Below are 20246 nucleotides of genomic sequence, written 5' to 3' on the forward strand. Positions count from 1 at the left end.
CTTTGCGCCACCCTGTTTTTGTGAAAATATTTTATACCCATCTATAAGTCAACGTGTTGTGATTTTGCACTTCTGAGGTTGTCAAAGTCAGGAGATAAGAAAGACGATCTCGAAGATATCTTCGGATCGTCTTTTTGTTTCTATTTGTTTCATGCTTTATGCAATATATTTATTGATAATTATTTTATCTTTGTGTAGCCCCGTTCTTGATACAATGTCAATAAAATCCTATATGGTAGAGAAAAACTAACATGAAATATCTTTTACTGGTTTTCTTATTATTAATAAGTGTTGTGGCCTTTTCGCAGAAGAAATATACTTTCAGTGGAAAAGTCTGCAATCAGGATAATAAGGTTCCTTTAGCAGGAGTTTCTGTCAGTACCGAAGAATATCCGCAGCAAGGTGCGTTCAGCGATGGCGATGGCACTTTCTCCCTGAGGCTTCCTGCCGGGGACTACAACCTCACCTTCAGGCTGATAGGCTATGACATAAAAGAGCTGAAGCTGAGACTGGATAAAGACCTCCGACAGGATATATTCATGGAAAAATCGGTGGTGGTTCTGGATGAAATAGAAGTCTCTGCCACAAAAAAAGACGGGAATGTAAAGAATGTGCAGTCGGGGGTGGCGAAACTGGAAATAGGGACAGTGAATAAAATCCCGGTCTTGCTGGGAGAAAGGGATATACTGAAAACCATACAGTTGCTTCCCGGCGTGCAGACCGCGGGAGAAGGCAATGTCGGGTTTTATGTACGCGGAGGCAGCAACGATCAGAACCTGATATTACTCGATAATGCTACGGTGTACAACCCCTCTCATCTTTTCGGCTTTTTCTCTACATTCAACTCCGATGCCGTGGATAATATGACACTCTACAAAGGCTCTATGCCTGCACGGTACGGAGGGCGGCTTTCGTCTACACTGGATGTGAATATGCGGGACGGCGACATAGAAAATTATCATCTGACAGGCGGTATAGGGCTGATTTCCTCACGTTTAACGCTCGAAGGGCCTATACAGAAAGAGAGGTCTTCTTTTATCGTATCGGCAAGGCGTACATACGCCGATGCCTTGGCTCACGCGATAGGCGTGGAACAGGTAAAAGGCTCAAAGCTCTACTTTTATGACCTGAACGCCAAACTGAGCTATGTGCTGTCGAAAAAAGACAAACTGACCCTGACGGCATATCACGGAAAAGATAAACTCGGGCTGAACGAAATAGCCATGATGGATTGGGGAAACACTATCGCCAGCCTGAAATGGAACCATATTTTCAATTCGAAAAAAGCCTCGGCGACTACATTGTCCTATACCGATTATAAATACAATGTAAGTGTAGACCTGACCACAGGGCTGAATATCATGTCCCGCATACGGGATCTTAACCTGAATCAGGAATTCAGCTTTTATCCGAATGACAAAAACGCGATCAGGCTTGGCTTCTCGTCAGTCTATCATCAGGTAGTGCCGGGCGACCTGGAAAGTGAAGACCCTTCGCGGCTGGACGTATCACCGTATACACACCGCTACTCGTGGGAAAATACCCTGTTCGCATCCAACAGTATGAAGGTGGGCGACAGGCTCGAAGTGAGCTACGGGCTTCGCTTATCCTCATTTGGCGTGATGGGTGGGGGTGATTATTATACATTCGATGCAGACGACCATTCTATAAAGGATACGATACCGACCGGGAACGGGCAGTTTTTCAAAACTTATTGGAATATAGAACCCCGCTTATCAGTAGCCTGTCAGCTGAGTAAAACTTCATCTGTGAAAGCTGCTTACAACCGTTCGGTACAGCACATGCACCTGCTGACGACTTCGAATTTGTCCAGCCCGGTTGACCGCTGGATTTCAAATACGGATTACATTAAACCGGAAATCGCGAATCAGGTTTCTATTGGGTATTTTCATAATTTCGACGATAATATGTTCGAATTCAGCGCCGAAGCATACTATAAGGATTTGCGTAACCAGATTGACTATAAGGATGGCGCAGATGTGAGGACAAAGGAAATTATAGAAACCGAACTATGCTTCGGGAAAGGCAGGTCGTATGGGATCGAACTGTTCCTGAAAAAGAAGTACGGGCGCTTCAACGGCTGGCTGGGTTACACACTGGCGCGTAGCGAGAAGAAGATAGATGAAATAAACAATGGCGACTGGTACGCCGCCAATCAGGACAGGACACACGATGTTTCGGCTGTAGGTATCTACGAGCTGAATAAGAAATGGACGTTGTCTGCTACATGGGTTTTTGCCACAGGCAGCCCCATGACCTTCCCCTCGGGCAAATATGTAGTAGACGGGCATGCCATTTATTATTACGGGGAAAGGAATAAGCACAGGGCGCCTTCGTACCACCGTCTCGACCTGGGCGCTATCTGTATGCTGAAGCAAACGAAGCGGTATTCTTCCGAACTGACCTTCGGCCTGTATAATGCTTACGGCAGGAAGAATCCGTATATGTTCGGTTTCAGGCAGAACAAGGAGGTGCGCAACCAGTCGGAATCGTATATGGTATACCTATTTAGTGTGATACCGTCTGTTTCATGGAATTTTAAATTCTGAAGGCTATGTAATTTTCAAGAAATCATTATTTTTATCAGTAACTTAGGTCGCCATAAAAAATCATATTATCTTTGTAGCCTCAAAACATAATTCTCAACAAATCTCAACAAAGGAGTTCCTTTTTATGACAGAGCCTTTAAAGCATGAATGCGGTATCGTTATGATACGCCTATTAAAACCGCTCGAATATTACCAAAAAAAGTATGGTACATGGCAGTACGGGTTGAACAAACTATACCTGCTGATGGAAAAACAGCACAACCGTGGACAAGAAGGCGCGGGATTGGCTGTAGTAAAACTGGATTCACCTCCCGGAAATGAATTTATATTCAGGGAAAGAGCAACAGGTTCGAGCGCCATTTCCGAAATCTTCTCCACCATTCATCAAAACTATGAGAAAGTACCGGAAGACAAGATGAATGACGCTGAATATGCCAGCAAATACCTGCCTTTCGCCGGAGAGTTATTTCTTGGGCACCTGCGTTACAGCACAACGGGCAAAAGCGGGATTTCTTATGTACATCCTTTTATGCGCCGTAACAACTGGCGTGCCCGTAACCTTGCCTTAGCCGGAAACTTCAATATGACAAACGTGGATGAACTATTTGCCGACCTACTGGCTCAGGGACAGCACCCACGCGATTATACCGACACATTTGTCCTGCTGGAATCACTCGGACATTATCTGGACAGGGAAGTACAGTATCAATTCGACAAATATGGCAAAGATACAGGTGTAAAAGGCGAGGAACTGAACGCCCTGATAGAAAAAAATCTCGATATTCATTTTATGCTGAGCAAAGCAAGTGAAAAATGGGACGGAGGTTTTACTATAGGCGGGCTTATCGGTTGCGGAGACGGGTTTGTATACAGAGACCCATCCGGTATCCGTCCAGCATTTTATTACAACGATGATGAAATCGTAGTAGCCGCGTCTGAACGCCCTGTTATACAAACAGCATTAGGACTTGACGTTGCAGACATAAAAGAACTCAATCCCGGACAAGCCATCATAGTGAAAAAAGACGGGAATGTCATGTTCTCCCAGATACAGGAGCCACGTAATGTCTCTCCATGCTCTTTCGAACGTATTTACTTTTCGCGCGGTTCCGATGCCGATATTTACAACGAGCGCAAAGAACTGGGAAAACTTCTCTTACCCCAAATATTGAAAGCCATCGATTCGGATATCCAACATACTGTGTTTTCATTCATACCGAATACAGCAGAGGTTGCTTTCTTCGGTATGATAGACGGCTTCAATAAATATATGAATGACGTCAAGCTCCGTAAGATAACAGAGAAAGGGCCTTCTATTACAGACGAAGAATTGAAAAAAATCCTGTCGATGCGGGTTCGTACAGAGAAAGTAGTTATCAAGGACATCAAGCTGCGTACCTTTATCGCTCAGGATAAGAGCAGGGACGACCTTGCTGCGCATGTATATGATGTGACTTACGATTCTATACACCCGGGCGAAGACAATCTTGTCGTAATTGATGACAGTATTGTACGTGGGACGACCCTGAAACAAAGTATAATTAAAATACTTGACCGCATACATCCTAAAAAAATAGTGATCGTTTCCTCATCGCCTCAGATACGCTATCCCGACTGCTATGGAATAGACATGTCGCGGATGAACGAATTCGCCGCTTTCAGGGCAGCCATCGAATTGCTGAAAGAAAGAGGAATGCAGTCAGTTATCGATGAAGTGTACCGCAAATCATTGGCACAAAAAGATAAGCCTAAAGAGGAAATAGTAAACTATGTGAAAGAAATATACGCGCCTTTTACAGATGAAGATATTTCCAAAAAGATGGCTGAAATGCTGACACCAAAGGGAACACAGGCTGAAATAGAGATTGTTTTCCAAAGTATTGAAAACCTGCATAAAGCGACCCCCGACCATAAAGGAGACTGGTACTTTTCCGGCAATTACCCGACCCCGGGAGGCAACAGGATGGTAAACTCTGCCTTCTTGAATTATGTAGAAGGAAAAGACAGGCGGTCGTATTAAGGCAGGAACAGATAGAATACACGAAAAGGCTGATAGCAATATCAGTCTTTTTTTATTTTCCATTTCTCATGTAACTATATCCTCTTTAAAATCGTCTTATGATAAAGAAAACAAACCATTAAACATATAATATATGAAAAGGACAAAACTATTTCTTCTTATTTTATTTGCAATAGGTATAAATACTGTTTATGCACAGGAATCCGTGACTATTTCAGGACGGGTTACGGACTTCAACGGCAACCCGATTGACAGTTGCTGGATCGGACTTGACTATACGGATTTTTCCGCCGCTTACGAAACGTATACGGATAAAGACGGCTATTACTCTTTAAATAACGTAAAAAAAGGGAAGTACATGTCATTTTTTGCACTCCGCATGAAAGAATATCCGCGAAGGGACGAAGTGCCGGATGAGGATAAACGCCTTGAATTTTGGGCATGGAATGTGATCGCCGACAGAGACCTCACTATAAATCCCCGCTATCATCGGCTGGAACTTTACGGAACAAATGCGTTCAGGGTAGAAGGTGGATACAGAGGACTGTTTATATATACCCGTCCGATGAGTACGGGAAGGTTGCTAGTATATTCCAAAGATTTACAATTAGATAAGGCCAAGTCTGAAAAAGAGATGGATATTTCGGTAAAACCTGAATTTTTCAGGGTAAAAGTGTTTATTGATGATAAGGAGGTTGCAGTTAATTCTGTACAGCAGGTGCAAGAGTATGTAGGTAAGGATAATCCCGGCATGGGAGGCTATATTATCCAGACTGAATTACCTAAAGAGAAACCGGATAAACCATATCTGATAATAAGGGTGGTGGCAGAAAATCTGGAATATAATGAGACAGGAGAGAACATATATTTCTATGAATTAAAGGATTATGAGAAGAATCCGAAGAATTGATAGGGAAAGTCTTTCATAATCAAGCTCATTAACGGTATACCTATTCTTTGTCATTGGTAGAGCAGCGAAGCATCTTTTTTCTCAAACAGGAACGGGATACTTTCCTTCGCTCAGGATGACAATCAACAGTCAGGAACGAAGCGCATGTAAAAAAAGGCGATAATTATTATTCATGTCAATAAGTAGCTGAAAATATGATTAATATAATAGTTCTTTTATTTTTTGCATAAAGGCTATCCTAGGCTAAATACTTTAGCCGTAGCTCTCTACTGCCGCGCCCTCCCGGGCTTGCCCTTCCTTTTGGCATTGCCCAAAAGGAAGCAAAAGGCTAGTGCTTCGTCCCTCGGCGACCCACCAACGGCTTGCCGGCTAAACGGGACGAAACTCGCCTTCGGCTCGGACAACATCCCGTTTCACGCCGTCTGCACNTCAGCCAGCGCCGTTAGCCAGCGTACGGGGTACCCACCCGGTGCAGGCGGCGTAGAATGAAGTGCGGGCGCTTTTAAGCATCGTCTGCCAATTATCGCAATGATGAGATTATCATCACTTCATTCAGCCGGCAAGCCGATGGTGGGTCGTACGGCGAAGCGGGGCGCAATGCTTTTTTGCTTACTTTTGGAGCTTCGGCCAAAAGTAAGGTAAGCAATCTGTGATTGCGCGCAGATAGAAAAATAAAAGAACTATTATATTAATCATATTTTCAACTACTGATTGGCATTATTACTAATCACTTACATTCTTACAAGCCGGATAATTTCATAACCATCCAACAATTTAATATCTTTGTTATACTAATTTGTAATGGTTACTCAAAGCTAATTATAGATAAAGAATAATGTGGATCAAATAGTCCGATAAACTGTTATTTGATTTCTATAAGTTTATCTATTATAAGGAGACCGTGAGTTGATAGTTGAGAATAAAAGGTAACACAGAAAAAACAATAAAAACTGTCACTTTTGTCACTTTTTTAGTTAACGAAAAAGAGTATTGTGTTTAAATTCAGGGTGTTATATAGGTGGGGTGTTAAATCAGCGGTGTTACTTTTTATTAGGGTTCGATTGTTTAAAATGCAGATTTTAGTCAACAAATGATTATGGAAGATAATAATATAATAGCAGCTATATCCACACCTGCGGGCATAGGGGGAATAGCCATCATACGCCTTTCGGGAAAAGGATGTATCGAACTGGCCGATTCTGTCTTTAAGTCGCCAAAGGGAGACAGGCTCGCCGATGCGAAAGCATATACTATCCATTTTGGATCAATTATAAAAGACGGGGCAGTGCTGGATGATGTATTGATCAGCGTCTTTAGATCGCCTCATTCCTTTACCGGGGAGGATATTGTGGAGATTTCCTGTCATGGTTCTGTCTATATCCAGCAAAACATATTGCAACTACTGATATTAAAAGGCGCGTCATTGGCACAACCGGGAGAATTTACGCAGCGTGCTTTTCTGAACGGAAAGATGGATTTGTCGCAAGCCGAATCTGTAGCCGATCTGATAGCTTCATCTTCGGCGGCCACACACCGCCTGGCAATGAACCAGATGCGTGGAGGCTTCAGTAGTAAATTGATCGAGTTGCGGACTGAGTTGTTAAACTTTACTTCTCTGATTGAACTGGAGCTTGATTTTTCCGAAGAGGATGTTGAATTCGCAAACAGAGATCACCTGAAAGAGGCGGCAACGCAGATAGAATCACATATAAAAAAGCTATCCGACTCGTTTAGCCTTGGCAATGCTGTAAAAACCGGGATTCCGGTGGCCATAATCGGCGAGACTAACGCAGGGAAATCAACTTTATTGAACCTGCTCCTGCATGAAGAGAAAGCGATAGTCTCTGATATTCATGGTACTACACGCGATGTTATAGAAGACACGATCAATATACAAGGCCTCACTTTCAGGCTGATTGATACGGCCGGAATACGTGACACATCCGATGAAATAGAAAGCATCGGCATAGAACGTACATTCATGAAAATAGAACAAGCCGATATCGTCCTGTGGATAGCTGATGCCGAGACTTCTAATGAGCATATTGAGGGACTGGCAACAAAGATATTACCTGCTGTTGGGGATAAGAAACTGATTCTGGTCTTTAATAAAGTTGATGTGATATCTGCTGAAAGGAAGGCGGATAAAGAGAAACTCCTCGTTGACGAGATACCTGATCGCATCTTTATTTCAGCTAAGTATGAGCAAGGGACAGGCATGCTGGAAGATTTATTAATAGAGGCCGCCAACATCCCTGAAATCAGTGAACAGGATGTTATTGTGACCAATGTCCGCCACTATGAAGCGCTACAAAAAGCACTAATAGCGATACAGCGCGTATCGGAAGGGTTGGATCTGAAAATATCGGGCGATTTCCTATCTCAGGATATCCGCGAATGTATGTATTATCTGGGAGAGATTACAGGGCAGATCTCTACTGATGAGGTGCTGGGGAATATATTTAGTAGATTTTGTATCGGGAAGTAGGCATAGAAATTAAAGGAAAATATTATCCCATCAAAAGAAAGTAACTATTTGATTATCTGTGTAATTTCAAATTTAATTATTCTTTTCCTTGTTGTTGTTTAGATAATTATTTCTATTTTTGTCCATCGAAAGTACACCTTTTGTTTCGTTTTTAGATTTGAGGTGTACTAGTTTACACCTGGCATAAATAGAAATGAATATGAAGATCACACTAAAGAAGAAAAAGCTAACGACTGGAAAGCTCTCCTTGTATATTGAGTATTATAAAGGGAAAATCGTAGATGCCGAAGGAAAGGTCAAGCATAATCGAGATTTCGAGTATCTAAAACTGTATCTACACGAGAATCCACAAAACCCAAAGGAAAAACAGGAAAATAAAGATACTCAAAAATTAGCAGAAGATATTCTGGCTATTCGTCAAGCTGAATATGTGCAAGGCAAGTATAGCATCCGAGATCACAATAAACCTAAAGAGTTATTCTTGGATTACTATGAAAAGAAAAAACAAGAACGCTATCAGTCAGATCAAAACTATGACAACTGGCATGCTGCACAAAAACACCTGCTTAAATACTGCCCAAAAAACTTAACCATAGAAGAAGTTACTCCAGACTTCATAAGAGGATTCAAAAGGTATTTAGATACAGAGGCAACTACAAGCGCAGGAATAGGATTAAGTCAAAACTCCAAATACACTTATTACAATAAGTTCAAGGCTTGTATAAATGCAGCTTTTGATGAAGGATACTTTTCTTCTAATCCATTAAGAGGAATCAAAGGTTTTGAAATGGGAGAAAGCCAAAGGGAATACTTGACTTTTAACGAATTACAATCGCTGTATAGAGCAGAATGTAAATACCCAATGCTAAAAACAGCTTTCCTATTTTCCTGCCTGACAGGATTGCGTTGGAGTGATGTCAATAAGCTAATCTGGGGCGAAATCAGAGAAGAAACGGATAATGAAGGTAAACCCTATTGCAAAATCATATTTCGACAGGAGAAAACAGACGGATTGGAGTATTTATATATATCCAATCAAGCACGTTCTTTGCTTGGGGAAAGGAAAAATGAAAGTGACAGAGTTTTCCGAGGGTTGAAGTATAGTTCTACTAATAATGCAGAAATCGTTAATTGGAGCAATCGAGCCGGCATAACTAAGCACATTACGTTTCATTGCTCGCGCCACACTTGCGCAGTCCTTATGCTTGAAAATGGAGCGGATCTATATACCGTTTCTAAGTTTTTAGGACATAGAGAATTGAGAACTACACAGATTTATGCCAAGATCGTTGATAGCAAGATGAAAGAAGCAGCTAATATTATTCCCGAATTAAAATTATAATAATATGAATCAGATACTTGCATACATTCAGATCGCAATTACAGTACTATTGTTATATCCAGTAGGACGATTATTCTTCAAATACTTGAAAATTTTCATTTGGTATATGTTTAATACTCCCATTACATGGTGGAATAAGGAAGTTGAAAAACCAAGATTGCTATTTTTTATTTTTGGAATATTTGCAGTAATTATTTCATGGAAGTTATTTCTTGAAGCTAATAGCATCTTCTTAATGATATTATCCTTATTGATTAATCTCATCGGAATATTGACTTTATTCTTTGTTTGGACAAGTAAATTTGAATTGCGATTTATACAAGAAATAAAAGAAAAATTATTAGGAAAGAAAATATACTCTCCTTACAGCAAAGGGTATGATTTACAATTAATTCTAAATAGATTAGATTTTATAAAATGTGATCTTCAAACTTTTCAAGATTTGCTATCTGGTAATAAGATTTCCCCAGAAAAAAAGATAGTCTGTCGCTTACCAAAAATAAGATTGATCCGTTTTGTTTTTATTGTATTTCATTTTAATCATCAGACAAATCCCAAAGTTATCAAAGAAGTAATTTCTCACTATTTTCTTAACGAAAAAGGGGAGCAATATTCTGTACAAGAAAAAGCCAGCGAAATATCAACGGTATTTGGAGAATGCATTAGAGAGGATGATATTTACAGTTCTTTTAAATCTGAAATAGATTCTGTATTTCAATGGTTTAGAAATCCAGAACCATAGTTCTGATTTAGTTTTGTATAATTCAGTTGCTGTTATTTAGTTTTTATTTTCCTTTGTTCCATCAATTGAAACAAAAGGCAAATGCATTTGCTCATTTATTAATTTCAAAATGTAATAGAAATGAGCACTATTGAACTTGACAATCGCTTAGAGCGTATTGAGAAGCTGTTGTTAGGCAGCAAAAAAGTCCTAACATTTGATGAAGCATGTGATTATACAGGAATATCACGAAGTTACATGTACAAATTAACTTCTTCTGCTAACATTCCGTTCAGCAAGCCCAATGGGAAAATTATCTTCTTTAGTCGAGAAAAGTTGGATAACTGGATGCTCGAAAATGAGCATAAAACAAATCGAGAGATAGAAGAAAGAGCTTCTCGCTATACAAGCAAAAAAGCATGGAGATGACCGCTTCCATGCTTCCTACCATTATTCACTAAAATGTACAATCTGTATATTTCATAGCAAATATACGCAAACTGTTTGATATATGAAAGAAGAAATCCCATATATAAGGGTTGCCGTATCCTATTACAAAATAGTTAAACGACCTCTCACCTCTGGCGATTCAACAATAATTCTTGTGCCTTGGAACAAAGAGACAATAATAGCTGATCATGGAAAAGATTATTTGGCTCAGATTCCGCAATATGATGGTTTTTGCTGTATTCCATCTCACTTGGAGTATCAGTTGAAGGTCGGGACGTTTTACAACCAATATCATGAATTGGAACATCATCCAAAACAAGGAGATTGCAGTACTATTTTATATTTTCTGCAACATATATTCCGAGAACAATATGAGTTAGGATTGGATTACATTAAAATCTTATACGAAAAACCACTACAGATCCTCCCGATCCTCTGCTTAGTCAGCACCGAAAGAGGTACTGGAAAAACAACCTTTCTGAATCTTTTAAAATTGATTTTTGACAAAAATATGACTCTGAATACGAATGATGATTTCCGATCACAGTTTAATTCCGACTGGTCTAACAAAATTATTATTGCAGTAGATGAAGTATTACTGGATAAACGAGAGGATTCCGAAAGAATTAAAAATCTCTCAACAGCACGACTTTTTAAATCCGAAGCTAAAGGCAAAGATCGACAAGAGATAGAGTTCTTTGGCAAATTTATACTTTGCTCTAATAACGAAACAAGTTTCATTCATATAGATAAGGAAGAGATCCGATATTGGGTCATTAAGGTATTCCCTTTTTCCAATACTCTAAATTGCTCTTCGGAACAATTTTTCGAAAAGTTCAGATTGGAAGTGCCTGCATTTCTTTATTTTTTGCTTAACAGATCCTTTCATACAAAAAATGACTCAAGAATGTGGTTTACCCCTAAACAGATTGAAACGGAAGCACTTATTAAGTTAAAGAGGAATTATAAATCTACGCTTGAAAAAGAAATGTTGGATATTTTGCAGACTATTTTTGAAGATCAAGGTCTGGAACAACTCTGTTTCCAAATAAATGATGTTATGTGCTCATTGAGTAATCTGAATAGAAAAGCATATTCATTGCACAAAATTCGGGATATTTTAGTCTCTTCATGGGGACTTTCTGCCACCAACTCTTCCTACGTGCGATACATCATTTTTGCAGATGGAACAATCTCTAAAAACCAACACAAAGGGCGGTATTATGAGCTGACGAAAAAACGGTTCGATGAAATTTACTGTTGATCTGTTGACTTTGTTGCATATCTATATAATAATCAACTAATTATAAGTCAACAGTAGAATCAACACTAGTCAACAGTTCAACAACCAGAAGAAAAACTACTGTTGCATTTCTCCAACTGTTGACATTACTGTTGACGGTAACTGTCTGATTGATAGAGTCTGCCAACAGATCAACAGTATCAACACTATTTTTGCTACCTCCAGAGAAAACACTCCAATTAAAAGAAAAAAAACGATGAATTTAGATCAAATAAAGACAATAAGTATACATGGGTATTTAGCGAAAAATGGATTCCATCCACAAAGAAAAAATGAAGTACGAGGTATTTATATTTCTCCAATACGCAAAGACAATAATGCAAGTTTTAGTGTAGATTTCCAGAAAAATTTATGGTATGATCATGGTATAGGAAAAGGTGGAAGTATAATAGATCTTGTATCAGAAATGGAAAATTGTAGTATTCCAGATGCGATAAAGAAACTAGAATCCGACTCTTTTTCTTTTCATCGGGAATCAGCAATTTGTAATGAAAAACAAGAGCGCCCCGAGCAATTATTCACAATTTTGAAGGTGAAGAAACTTGGAAATTTTGCATTAATTGACTACCTGAATGAACGCTGTATAGATATAGATATTGCAGAGAAACACTGTTGTGAGGTTTATTACTCTATCAACAATAAACGATATTTTGCAATAGGATTTGCGAACAATTCTCCAAACAGTTATGAACTGCGAAACAAATATTTCAAATCTTGCATTGGCAAAAAGGATTTTACTTACATAAACAATGGGGCAAAAAGAAGCGTTCTTTTTGAAGGATTTATGGACTATCTCTCATTTCTATCAATGCAAGAAGATCGCCATCTTTCTACTGATGCCATCATTCTAAATAGTACTGCAAATGCAAAGAGAGCTTTAGATCTTCTTTGTAAATACGATGAAATTCATTCATACTTGGATAACGATCAGACTGGGAGTGAATGTTCTCTTTTTGTTCAAAATCATTATCCAGATTCTTTTGTAGATTGTCGGAAGGAGTATTCAAGTTTCAAAGATTTAAATGAATTTTTATGTTGGAAAAACAATGAAGAAAAACTGGGCTATTTGCGATGAAAAAGACAATAAAAAACCCCTGTTTTTTTTGTAAGGCAAGATGTGTCTTTGTACGCACAAAAACCTCTTGCATTTTCAGTCGAAAATAAGATTGAAAAAGTTCGGAACTCACTTTTATGATTACAAACAATATCATGATGAAAAATAACAAAACAAGGCGATTGTATATACGACTTACAGAACAACAATTTGAAATTGTCAGAAAAAAGTCTAATGATGCAAACATGAGCATGACAAATTTCTTTCTTGATCTTTTGGGGATTGAAAAAGCGATATACCAACATAAGGAGTTAATTGATATCATCTATAAATTAGTATCTAACGATAAGCGGGTTGAGAATAACATTAACCAAGTAGCTAAACACCTGAATCAAAATTCGGAAAGGATTTCAGATCAAGTTATTCGTGATTATATTGATATGATCGAAAAATATATGAATAAAAGGGATAAAATCAAAAGAGTATTGGGGAGATTGATTAGTTTAATGGCAGATTATAGGTTGTAATATCATTTGCTCGTCGGGGCGGGTGTTCCCGCCCCGATGTTTGGCGATCCCCGAGAGACGAGTATTTGGGTTATTTTCCCCTTATGAATTCATGAATATTCTGCCCATCAGGCGAAAAGATAAAAGTAGCATCCAACTCTTGTCGAGTTGTTAGCTTAGGATTCTGAAAAGATAATTTGCATTTTACGCTTTTGGCAAGAATTTCATTTTTATCTTTATCCGTATAACGATCTAAGTAATCAGGTCGCCATGATTTGATTTCCTCTAAAGTTAATTTGGCGTTATCAAGCTTTTCTGTAGATTCAGCCAGAAGCATTTTGTGAACAAGATCACTTTTCTTCTTTTCGTGTTTATCTACAGATTGTTGCCAATGGTCAACGCTCTTTTGTGCGGATTCCAGTTTCTTCTCATATTCTTCCTGATACTGTTTTTCAAGAATGGCAATACTGTCAGAAACCAGAATGTCGGAAACCTCAGATTCAAAAAACCGAATTTTCAAATCTGTTCGGATTCCTGATTTTGAATCCGTTTCCAGATAATCAATAATGATTTTTTCTAAAACCGAGTTTTGTGAATGACATCCATTTAGTGCTAAAATGGAAATGACAAATAGCAAGATCTTTCTCATGTGATTTTTGTTTTATGTTGTTTGTAGCTGATTTGATAGATGTATAATATCCTCTGCAATGGATATTTGCTCTTTGTTGTAGTTGTCAAAATCGAATATTTTGATTTCTTCCTTTTGCACATCAATCGCATATCCCCTAATGAGAGATTCTAATTGCAGTAGGATTTGGAAATTATAGAATTGTTCTTTTAGTTGATTTACTCCAATATTCATAGGGGCTGATTCTCTCTTTCTGGCTAAATGGATGATCGTAAATAGCTGATAATAGCGATCTATGTTTCCATCATCTTTTACAGACCAGAGATCTAATAAATGATCGGGGATTGATTCTAATACGGCATCTGGATGCTGCCGAACAAAGTAGAATGTTTCTTGATAGGAAGGGTTGTCAAATTTCATCTTTCTGTTGGTTTATTGTACATCCACAAAGTACCAACAAAAAAATGGTACGGAACTCACCCATAACGTACTAGAGGTACTGGCATACCCGGAAAACGAAATAAGCAAGCCCGTACCAAAACGATACGAGCATTGCACATCCCATCTTGTTTTCCGTTGAAAAGTGCCAGTTTTCTAGTACAAGATTAGCTGTGAACGCTAAATTAATATGTCTTTGCGGAATAACCCGCATATTCTCTGAGAACAAAGATAGTGAGTTTAGGCTAAACAAGCTGATAATTCTCGATATAATTTAATATCTTTGCATTTTACGATAATAAATATGAGTAAAAGGACGATAAATAGATTAAAAGCCGTTCTAGCAGAAAGGCAGCTTACTGGCAAATGGTTGGCGGATCAGCTTGGGAAAAGTGTTACGACTGTTTCTCGTTGGTGTACAAATGAAACACAACCTTCTTTAGAAGCATTGGCAGAAATAGCTGATCTGTTAGAAATTGATATGAGAGATTTAATCGTTCCAAGTAGAACTCAAATATAACTGTATTTATGACAATAGAAGACCTACATAAAACCCTCGCTAAAGGAGAGGATCTTCGTACTGAATTTAAGGAAGCAAAGGAAAAAATCCCATCCACTTTCTATGATACGGTTGTCTCTTTTTTGAATCGTGAAGGAGGAACGATTATCTTAGGTGCAAATGACGAAGGTATTATTACGGGAATAGACAAGAATGCAGTTGAGCGAATAAAAAAAGATATAGTTACAGCTCTGAATAACAAAGACGTGATAAATCCACCTGTTAACTTTCCTATTTATCAATTGGAAGATAACGGTCTGATTCTGCTTTGTTTGAAGATTCCAGTTAGTTCTCAGATACATAATCACCGAGGAGTCATCTACGATAGAGAAAATGACAGCGATATCCGAATTGAGGATGATACTCGGATTTCGGAATTATACTTCCGTAAACGCAATCACTTTACAGAAAATGAGATATTCCCATATCTTAAGCTAGAAGATTTAGATGATGTATTGTTTGATAAAGCTAGGACTATTATTCGTTCTGCCAATTTTTCACATCCTTGGTTGACTATAAGCAATATGGATCTTTTGCGATCTTGTGGGTTTTATCGAAAAGACAATCGAACTGGTGAAGAAGGGTTAACTCTTGCTTCTGCTCTTGTTTTCGGAAAAGACATAACCATTCAGAATATTCTTCCTGCTTACAAATTCGATATTCTGGTAAGACAAAATAATCTGGATCGCTGGGACGACAAATTAACCATGCGAACTAATCTGATTGATACCTATTTGCAGTCGATGGATTTTATTCGAAATCGGTCTAATTTACCCGACAAATTCTATTTAGAAGGCGATCAGCGAAAGGATTTACGAGAATTGATATTCCGCGAAATAATTGCCAATGCCATTGTTCACAGGGAGTATACAAGCGCATATCCAACAACAATGGTTATACGGCATAATCGCGTAGAGATAACCAATCCAAATAAACCGATATTCAGAGGGTTACTTTCTGTTGATTCTTTCAATCCTTATGCTAAAAATCCAAATATCCGTAAATTCTTCTCTGAGTTTAGCTGGGTAGATGAAATTGGGTCTGGTGTGAGAAACGTCAATAAGTATCTAAATATATACTCTTCAGGGGCGAAACCTCTTTTCATAGAAGACGATCAGTTCAAAACGATAATTCCTCTTGTCGGCAATATATTAGGAGAAGAAAGAGCAAGCGTATTCATTGAGTTAGTCGGGTTAGATAAGTCCAAACTCAATTCAGAAACAATAGAAGCTATTGAAGCCTTAGATTTAGCTCCTGACCACACAGAGATAAGCGATATAAACGATCTTTTCTTTGCTGAAGGAAATGGTTTGGGGTGGAGTTGGAATAGAAAAGGGGTGGAGTTGAAGAGTCTTAGAATTAAGGTAAACAGCCTATTGAAAAGCAATCCCTCTTTTGAGGGGTGGAGTTGGAGTGAAAAAGGGGTGGAGTTGTTTGATAAGAGGACAATACACTTATTTAAGATTCTATTACTCTGTTTAACTCCAAAAAATATTGAAGAGATACAAGAACTTGTTGAGTTCAATTCCAGAAATAAGTTAAGAGAGATGTATATTAATCCTTTGCGAGAAGCTGGGCTATTGGAATATACAATAAAGGATAAGCCCAATTCTTCTAACCAAAAGTATGTTACGACAGAAAAAGGAAGAAGGTTTTTGTGTTGGTATGAGATATAATATTTCAATGTTATTAATTAGTAAAAAGGAACAATACACATAAGTAATAAATCAGAGCTATGGATATCAACAAAAAAATAGAAATACTAAATAAGTTTGAAATCAAACAACTTTCTGTCATTACAGAAGAAATATTTTCAAAAAAAGGCGTGAGCAATATTGAACGAGTTGAAACTTCTGTTTTAACAGGGTATATCAATTCGATAATAGGCAGTGATAAAAAAATACTAATTCTCATCTATAATGAGAGATTGAGTGGCATTCAAAGAGATGGTATATACCAGATTGTAAACAAAATAATCAACAGCCAAACGACATATAATCCCTCTGAAATATATCTTTTATCCACATCAACAGTTTCACAAAATGTCGATAATGAAATAAAAGAATCAGTATCTCAGATTCATATAATAGGAAGAGATAATTTTATAGAACTAATAGACCAAACAAATCCCGATGTATGGAAAAAAGGTGATCCAGAATTAATAAATTATGAAAAATACATTATTCAAAAGAAACAAAAAATAGGTATAGACTTAGAAGCTGTCCCATTCTTTAACTCAAAATATCAGAAATTATTAAATATATATATTGAACCAACTTTATATCACTATTATGAAGAGCCAAGAACTAAAACATTAGCAAGGAGAAGATGTACAATCTCAAATTGCATTGAAGAAAAAAAACCTCTAGTTGTCTCGGGTGGAGCAGGAACTGGAAAATCTACCTTATTAAAAAAAATAGGAGAAATGCTATTTTCTGAAGAGTGTAGTTCTGGAAATAGAAGGAGGCTTCCCGTTTTTATCTCAATTTCAGACATATTGGATTCGAATTATGCCCCTATTCAAGAACTAATAGTCAACGAGCTTTCAAAACATTTAAGCTACACAGATATAGACACTCTTATTCTTGATTATGACATTGTTATAATAATAGACAGTTTAGATGAACTAAATAAAGAAAACCAAAAGCAAATCATAAACCAACTCATTGAATTATATAGCATGCATAAAACCCAGTTTATAATTGCATCTAGAGATCGGGAAGAATTGCTAACAGACATAAACAATAAGGATATTCAAAAATATTCTATTCAAAATTTCAACTTGACTCAAATCCAGAAATTCATAGCATCTTTTTTCCTTGGAGAAAAGGCTAAGACTGATAGCTTGTTAGATGCACTAAAAGAGAATCGAATATTAGATCGTCTACCTCTCAACCCATTGACTTTATCATTAATTTCGATATTGTACGAAGAAAATAATTTTGAAGTTCCTGCAACGATCTCGGATATTTACAACAATTTTAACTCATTAATTTTAGGCAGATTTTCAGTCTCAAGTAGAGCTGAATTTATTGACATTTCGTTTAAAGAAAGGGTTCTCTCTATTTACGCTCTATTATTGCTTGAAAAAGAAGAGCATCGCCCTCTCTTATTAGATGAATTTTACTCTTTCTTTGAGGACTACTACAAAGATAAAACAATACCAATACCAAAAGAAAAAATACGAAAAGTATTAAAATTCATCATAAATCATACTGGTGTTTTGGCTATAAACGAGAATAATAGAGTTCAATTTACTCATGATTCATATATGGAATATTATGCATCATTAGAAATATTTAAACATCAAAGAGAAAAAGACGACCTATTGATAAGCAATTTTTTTGATTCAAATTGGCAGAATACGGCTATCTTTTTTGCAGGGATGTCTAAAGATATGCCTATCTTTCTGGAAAAAGTGATTGCTAAAGTACAATCTGCAAAAATTTTACCAGAACTGTATTCTAGTGTATATGGAAGTGGATATATTTTACAGGCTCTTTATCAAACTGATAATATAATTAGAAAACGACTCATCATAGAAGCTTTAGACAATAACATAAAAGCATATGAAAATATCAGAAGGTTAGCTGAAGATGACATGATTTTATTTAAAAATTACAGTATACCTATATTATCTACAATGAGTTTAATGTTCTTCTTCGAATCATTTAATTCAATTACTCTAAAAAGTCCTTTACAGCTAGCATTTGATGATGTGTACAATAAATACAATGAGACTAATAGCACAACAGATGGATATAGGTTACTTAATTTAGCTTTTACGTTAGATTCAAAACGGCTATTGTCTCCTGAGTTTATAGAGAAAGTCATCAATAAAAAAGAAATAATGAATAATCCTGAATTGTATGCTATATTAGATGCCACTTTTACTGTATGGGGTTCTCAATATAATATACTAAAAAAAGATGTGAAGAAGCAGTATTATGACAAAGTGAAAAATCCCTTAAAAATTCTACTAGAGTCTCCAGCCAAAAAACTGAAATTTTCCAATGTGAATTTGATCGGAATTGAAAGAAAGGTAAAACTAATTGTAGAAGGTCCTACTGATATAGATCTCCTTCAATATGCTTATTCAGTTTTAACAGGAGGAGAGCTTCCCTATTGGGATATAAAAATTGCAGGAGGAAATCAAGATCGAGGTGGTGCTGCCGAAGTTGCAAAATGTTTAAACTCCGCCAACCCAATTCTTGACAATGACCAATTTCTAATTGGAATATTTGATCACGATGCCAAAGGGATGCAGGAATATAATTCATTAAAAAACAATTTATACGAGGAGAAAAGTTTGCAAAAAATAAAAAAGCATAAGAACAAAAATATCTTTGGCGTTTTAATCCCGATCCCGGGAGATATGCCTAATTATTATATTAAAGAACAGGCATATAACGTTTTTGAAATCGAACACTATTTTGGCGATGAATATCTAAAAGCCAAAGAAATGGTAGAAGAATGTAGCATAAGAGATGTTTATTCAATAAAAGATAAGAAGAAAAAAGAATTTTCCTCCCAAATAAAGAAAGAATCAGATCCTGAATTATTCAAATATTTTAGAGATTTATTTGAGATAATTGATAGTATAACAAATTCTCGAGTTCACTATGTAACAAATTAGAATAAGATGTCTCAAAATTGCGCATATTGGAGTTTCTCTTGTCCCACCGTTTATTTTTAGGAGAAATAACAGACGAAATTACCACGTATATCAACAATGGTATTTCCTCTTCTGATTACAAAAACATATAGTACACCTATAATACATCCAGATATTTGTAATTTATTGAAATACAGTGTGTATTTACATAATGTATCGGAAAGTAGATGTAGAAATTAAAGGAAAATATCATCCTATAAAAAGAAGGTAATTATTTGATTATCTGTGCAATTTCAAATTTAATTATTCTTTTCCTTGTTGTTTAGATAGCATCCGAGATCATAATAAACCTAAAGAGCTATTCTTGGATTACTATGAAAAGAAAAAACAAGAACGCTATGAATCGGAGCAAAACTATGACAACTGGCATGCTGCACAAAAACACCTACTTAAATACTGCCCGAAAAACTTAACTATAGAAGAAGTTACGCCAGACTTCATAAGAGGATTCAAAAAGTATTTAGATATGGAAGCAACCACAAGCGCAGGAATAGGATTAAGTCAAAACTCCAAATACACTTATTACAATAAGTTCAAGGCTTGTATAAATGCAGCTTTTGATGAAGGATACTTTTCTTCTAA

At 37.0% G+C, this 20246-nt stretch carries 16 protein-coding genes; 14 read left to right on the forward strand and 2 right to left on the reverse strand.

Annotated features, from left to right (window positions below; genetic code table 11):
- The first annotated feature begins 251 nt into the window (after positions 1-251).
- From D0T84_RS18360 to D0T84_RS18405, 10 genes are all read left to right on the forward strand, one after another.
- Positions 252-2570, forward strand: a complete 2319-nt coding sequence (locus tag D0T84_RS18360; RefSeq protein ID WP_163309314.1) for a TonB-dependent receptor — start codon at positions 252-254, stop codon at positions 2568-2570.
- 124 nt (positions 2571-2694) lie between these two features.
- Complete coding sequence (locus D0T84_RS18365; protein WP_163309315.1) at positions 2695-4590, forward strand: amidophosphoribosyltransferase; 1896 nt, start codon at positions 2695-2697, stop codon at positions 4588-4590.
- Positions 4591-4723: 133 nt separating this feature from the next.
- Positions 4724-5500, forward strand: a complete 777-nt coding sequence (locus D0T84_RS18370; RefSeq protein WP_163309316.1) for a carboxypeptidase-like regulatory domain-containing protein — start codon at positions 4724-4726, stop codon at positions 5498-5500.
- A gap of 1096 nt (positions 5501-6596) precedes the next feature.
- The gene (gene mnmE, locus D0T84_RS18375) at positions 6597-7988 is read left to right on the forward strand and encodes a tRNA uridine-5-carboxymethylaminomethyl(34) synthesis GTPase MnmE (RefSeq protein WP_163309317.1); all 1392 of its coding nucleotides are present in this window, start codon (positions 6597-6599) and stop codon (positions 7986-7988) included.
- Between the two features lie 199 nt (positions 7989-8187).
- Positions 8188-9330 (forward strand): site-specific integrase, encoded by a 1143-nt coding sequence (locus tag D0T84_RS18380; RefSeq protein WP_163309318.1) that lies wholly within the window; start codon positions 8188-8190, stop codon positions 9328-9330.
- A 4-nt stretch (positions 9331-9334) separates the two neighbouring features.
- Positions 9335-10072 (forward strand): hypothetical protein, encoded by a 738-nt coding sequence (locus D0T84_RS18385; RefSeq protein WP_163309319.1) that lies wholly within the window; start codon positions 9335-9337, stop codon positions 10070-10072.
- Between the two features lie 120 nt (positions 10073-10192).
- Positions 10193-10480: an excisionase family DNA-binding protein gene (locus D0T84_RS18390; protein WP_163221770.1), complete on the forward strand. Its 288-nt coding sequence runs from the start codon at positions 10193-10195 to the stop codon at positions 10478-10480.
- Positions 10481-10562: 82 nt separating this feature from the next.
- On the forward strand, positions 10563-11765 hold the full coding sequence (locus tag D0T84_RS18395; protein ID WP_163309320.1) for a primase-helicase family protein: 1203 nt from the start codon (positions 10563-10565) through the stop codon (positions 11763-11765).
- A gap of 235 nt (positions 11766-12000) precedes the next feature.
- Positions 12001-12879 carry a toprim domain-containing protein gene (locus D0T84_RS18400; protein WP_163309321.1) on the forward strand — a complete coding sequence of 293 codons (879 nt, stop codon included), beginning with the start codon at positions 12001-12003 and terminating at the stop codon, positions 12877-12879.
- Positions 12880-13013: 134 nt separating this feature from the next.
- Entirely contained in the window at positions 13014-13385 is a 372-nt protein-coding gene (locus tag D0T84_RS18405) for a hypothetical protein (protein ID WP_163309322.1), read from the forward strand.
- Positions 13386-13455: 70 nt separating this feature from the next.
- On the opposite strand, the gene D0T84_RS18410 is transcribed toward D0T84_RS18405, so the two are convergent.
- Together D0T84_RS18410 and D0T84_RS18415 are read right to left on the reverse strand one after the other, a co-directional pair.
- Entirely contained in the window at positions 13456-14013 is a 558-nt protein-coding gene (locus D0T84_RS18410) for a hypothetical protein (RefSeq protein WP_163309323.1), read from the reverse strand.
- 12 nt (positions 14014-14025) lie between these two features.
- Positions 14026-14412 carry a hypothetical protein gene (locus tag D0T84_RS18415; protein ID WP_163309324.1) on the reverse strand — a complete coding sequence of 129 codons (387 nt, stop codon included), beginning with the start codon at positions 14410-14412 and terminating at the stop codon, positions 14026-14028.
- Between the two features lie 322 nt (positions 14413-14734).
- On the opposite strand from D0T84_RS18415, the gene D0T84_RS18420 reads away from it, so the two are divergent.
- From D0T84_RS18420 to D0T84_RS18435, 4 genes are all read left to right on the forward strand, one after another.
- Positions 14735-14950: a helix-turn-helix transcriptional regulator gene (locus tag D0T84_RS18420; protein ID WP_163309325.1), complete on the forward strand. Its 216-nt coding sequence runs from the start codon at positions 14735-14737 to the stop codon at positions 14948-14950.
- A gap of 8 nt (positions 14951-14958) precedes the next feature.
- Positions 14959-16665 (forward strand): RNA-binding domain-containing protein, encoded by a 1707-nt coding sequence (locus D0T84_RS18425; protein WP_163309326.1) that lies wholly within the window; start codon positions 14959-14961, stop codon positions 16663-16665.
- A gap of 59 nt (positions 16666-16724) precedes the next feature.
- Positions 16725-19625, forward strand: a complete 2901-nt coding sequence (locus tag D0T84_RS18430; RefSeq protein WP_163309327.1) for an NACHT domain-containing NTPase — start codon at positions 16725-16727, stop codon at positions 19623-19625.
- Between the two features lie 343 nt (positions 19626-19968).
- On the forward strand, positions 19969-20246 hold a 278-nt coding region (locus tag D0T84_RS18435; protein ID WP_185155773.1), incomplete at its 3' end, for a phage integrase SAM-like domain-containing protein.

Origin of the sequence: Dysgonomonas sp. 521 (assembly GCF_010501055.1) — a bacterium.
GTDB lineage: Bacteria > Bacteroidota > Bacteroidia > Bacteroidales > Dysgonomonadaceae > Dysgonomonas.

Bases quoted from the DNA above. Each gene is read 5' to 3' on its own strand.
- mnmE (WP_163309317.1), top strand. From the start codon at position 6,597: ATGGAAGATAATAATATAATAGCAGCTATATCCACACCTGCGGGCATA.
- D0T84_RS18390 (WP_163221770.1), top strand. From the start codon at position 10,193: ATGAGCACTATTGAACTTGACAATCGCTTAGAGCGTATTGAGAAGCTG.
- D0T84_RS18385 (WP_163309319.1), top strand. From the start codon at position 9,335: ATGAATCAGATACTTGCATACATTCAGATCGCAATTACAGTACTATTG.
- D0T84_RS18420 (WP_163309325.1), top strand. From the start codon at position 14,735: ATGAGTAAAAGGACGATAAATAGATTAAAAGCCGTTCTAGCAGAAAGG.
- D0T84_RS18405 (WP_163309322.1), top strand. From the start codon at position 13,014: ATGATGAAAAATAACAAAACAAGGCGATTGTATATACGACTTACAGAA.
- D0T84_RS18415 (WP_163309324.1), bottom strand. From the start codon at position 14,412: ATGAAATTTGACAACCCTTCCTATCAAGAAACATTCTACTTTGTTCGG.
- D0T84_RS18395 (WP_163309320.1), top strand. From the start codon at position 10,563: ATGAAAGAAGAAATCCCATATATAAGGGTTGCCGTATCCTATTACAAA.
- D0T84_RS18370 (WP_163309316.1), top strand. From the start codon at position 4,724: ATGAAAAGGACAAAACTATTTCTTCTTATTTTATTTGCAATAGGTATA.
- D0T84_RS18380 (WP_163309318.1), top strand. From the start codon at position 8,188: ATGAAGATCACACTAAAGAAGAAAAAGCTAACGACTGGAAAGCTCTCC.
- D0T84_RS18410 (WP_163309323.1), bottom strand. From the start codon at position 14,013: ATGAGAAAGATCTTGCTATTTGTCATTTCCATTTTAGCACTAAATGGA.
- D0T84_RS18400 (WP_163309321.1), top strand. From the start codon at position 12,001: ATGAATTTAGATCAAATAAAGACAATAAGTATACATGGGTATTTAGCG.
- D0T84_RS18425 (WP_163309326.1), top strand. From the start codon at position 14,959: ATGACAATAGAAGACCTACATAAAACCCTCGCTAAAGGAGAGGATCTT.
- D0T84_RS18360 (WP_163309314.1), top strand. From the start codon at position 252: ATGAAATATCTTTTACTGGTTTTCTTATTATTAATAAGTGTTGTGGCC.
- D0T84_RS18365 (WP_163309315.1), top strand. From the start codon at position 2,695: ATGACAGAGCCTTTAAAGCATGAATGCGGTATCGTTATGATACGCCTA.
- D0T84_RS18430 (WP_163309327.1), top strand. From the start codon at position 16,725: ATGGATATCAACAAAAAAATAGAAATACTAAATAAGTTTGAAATCAAA.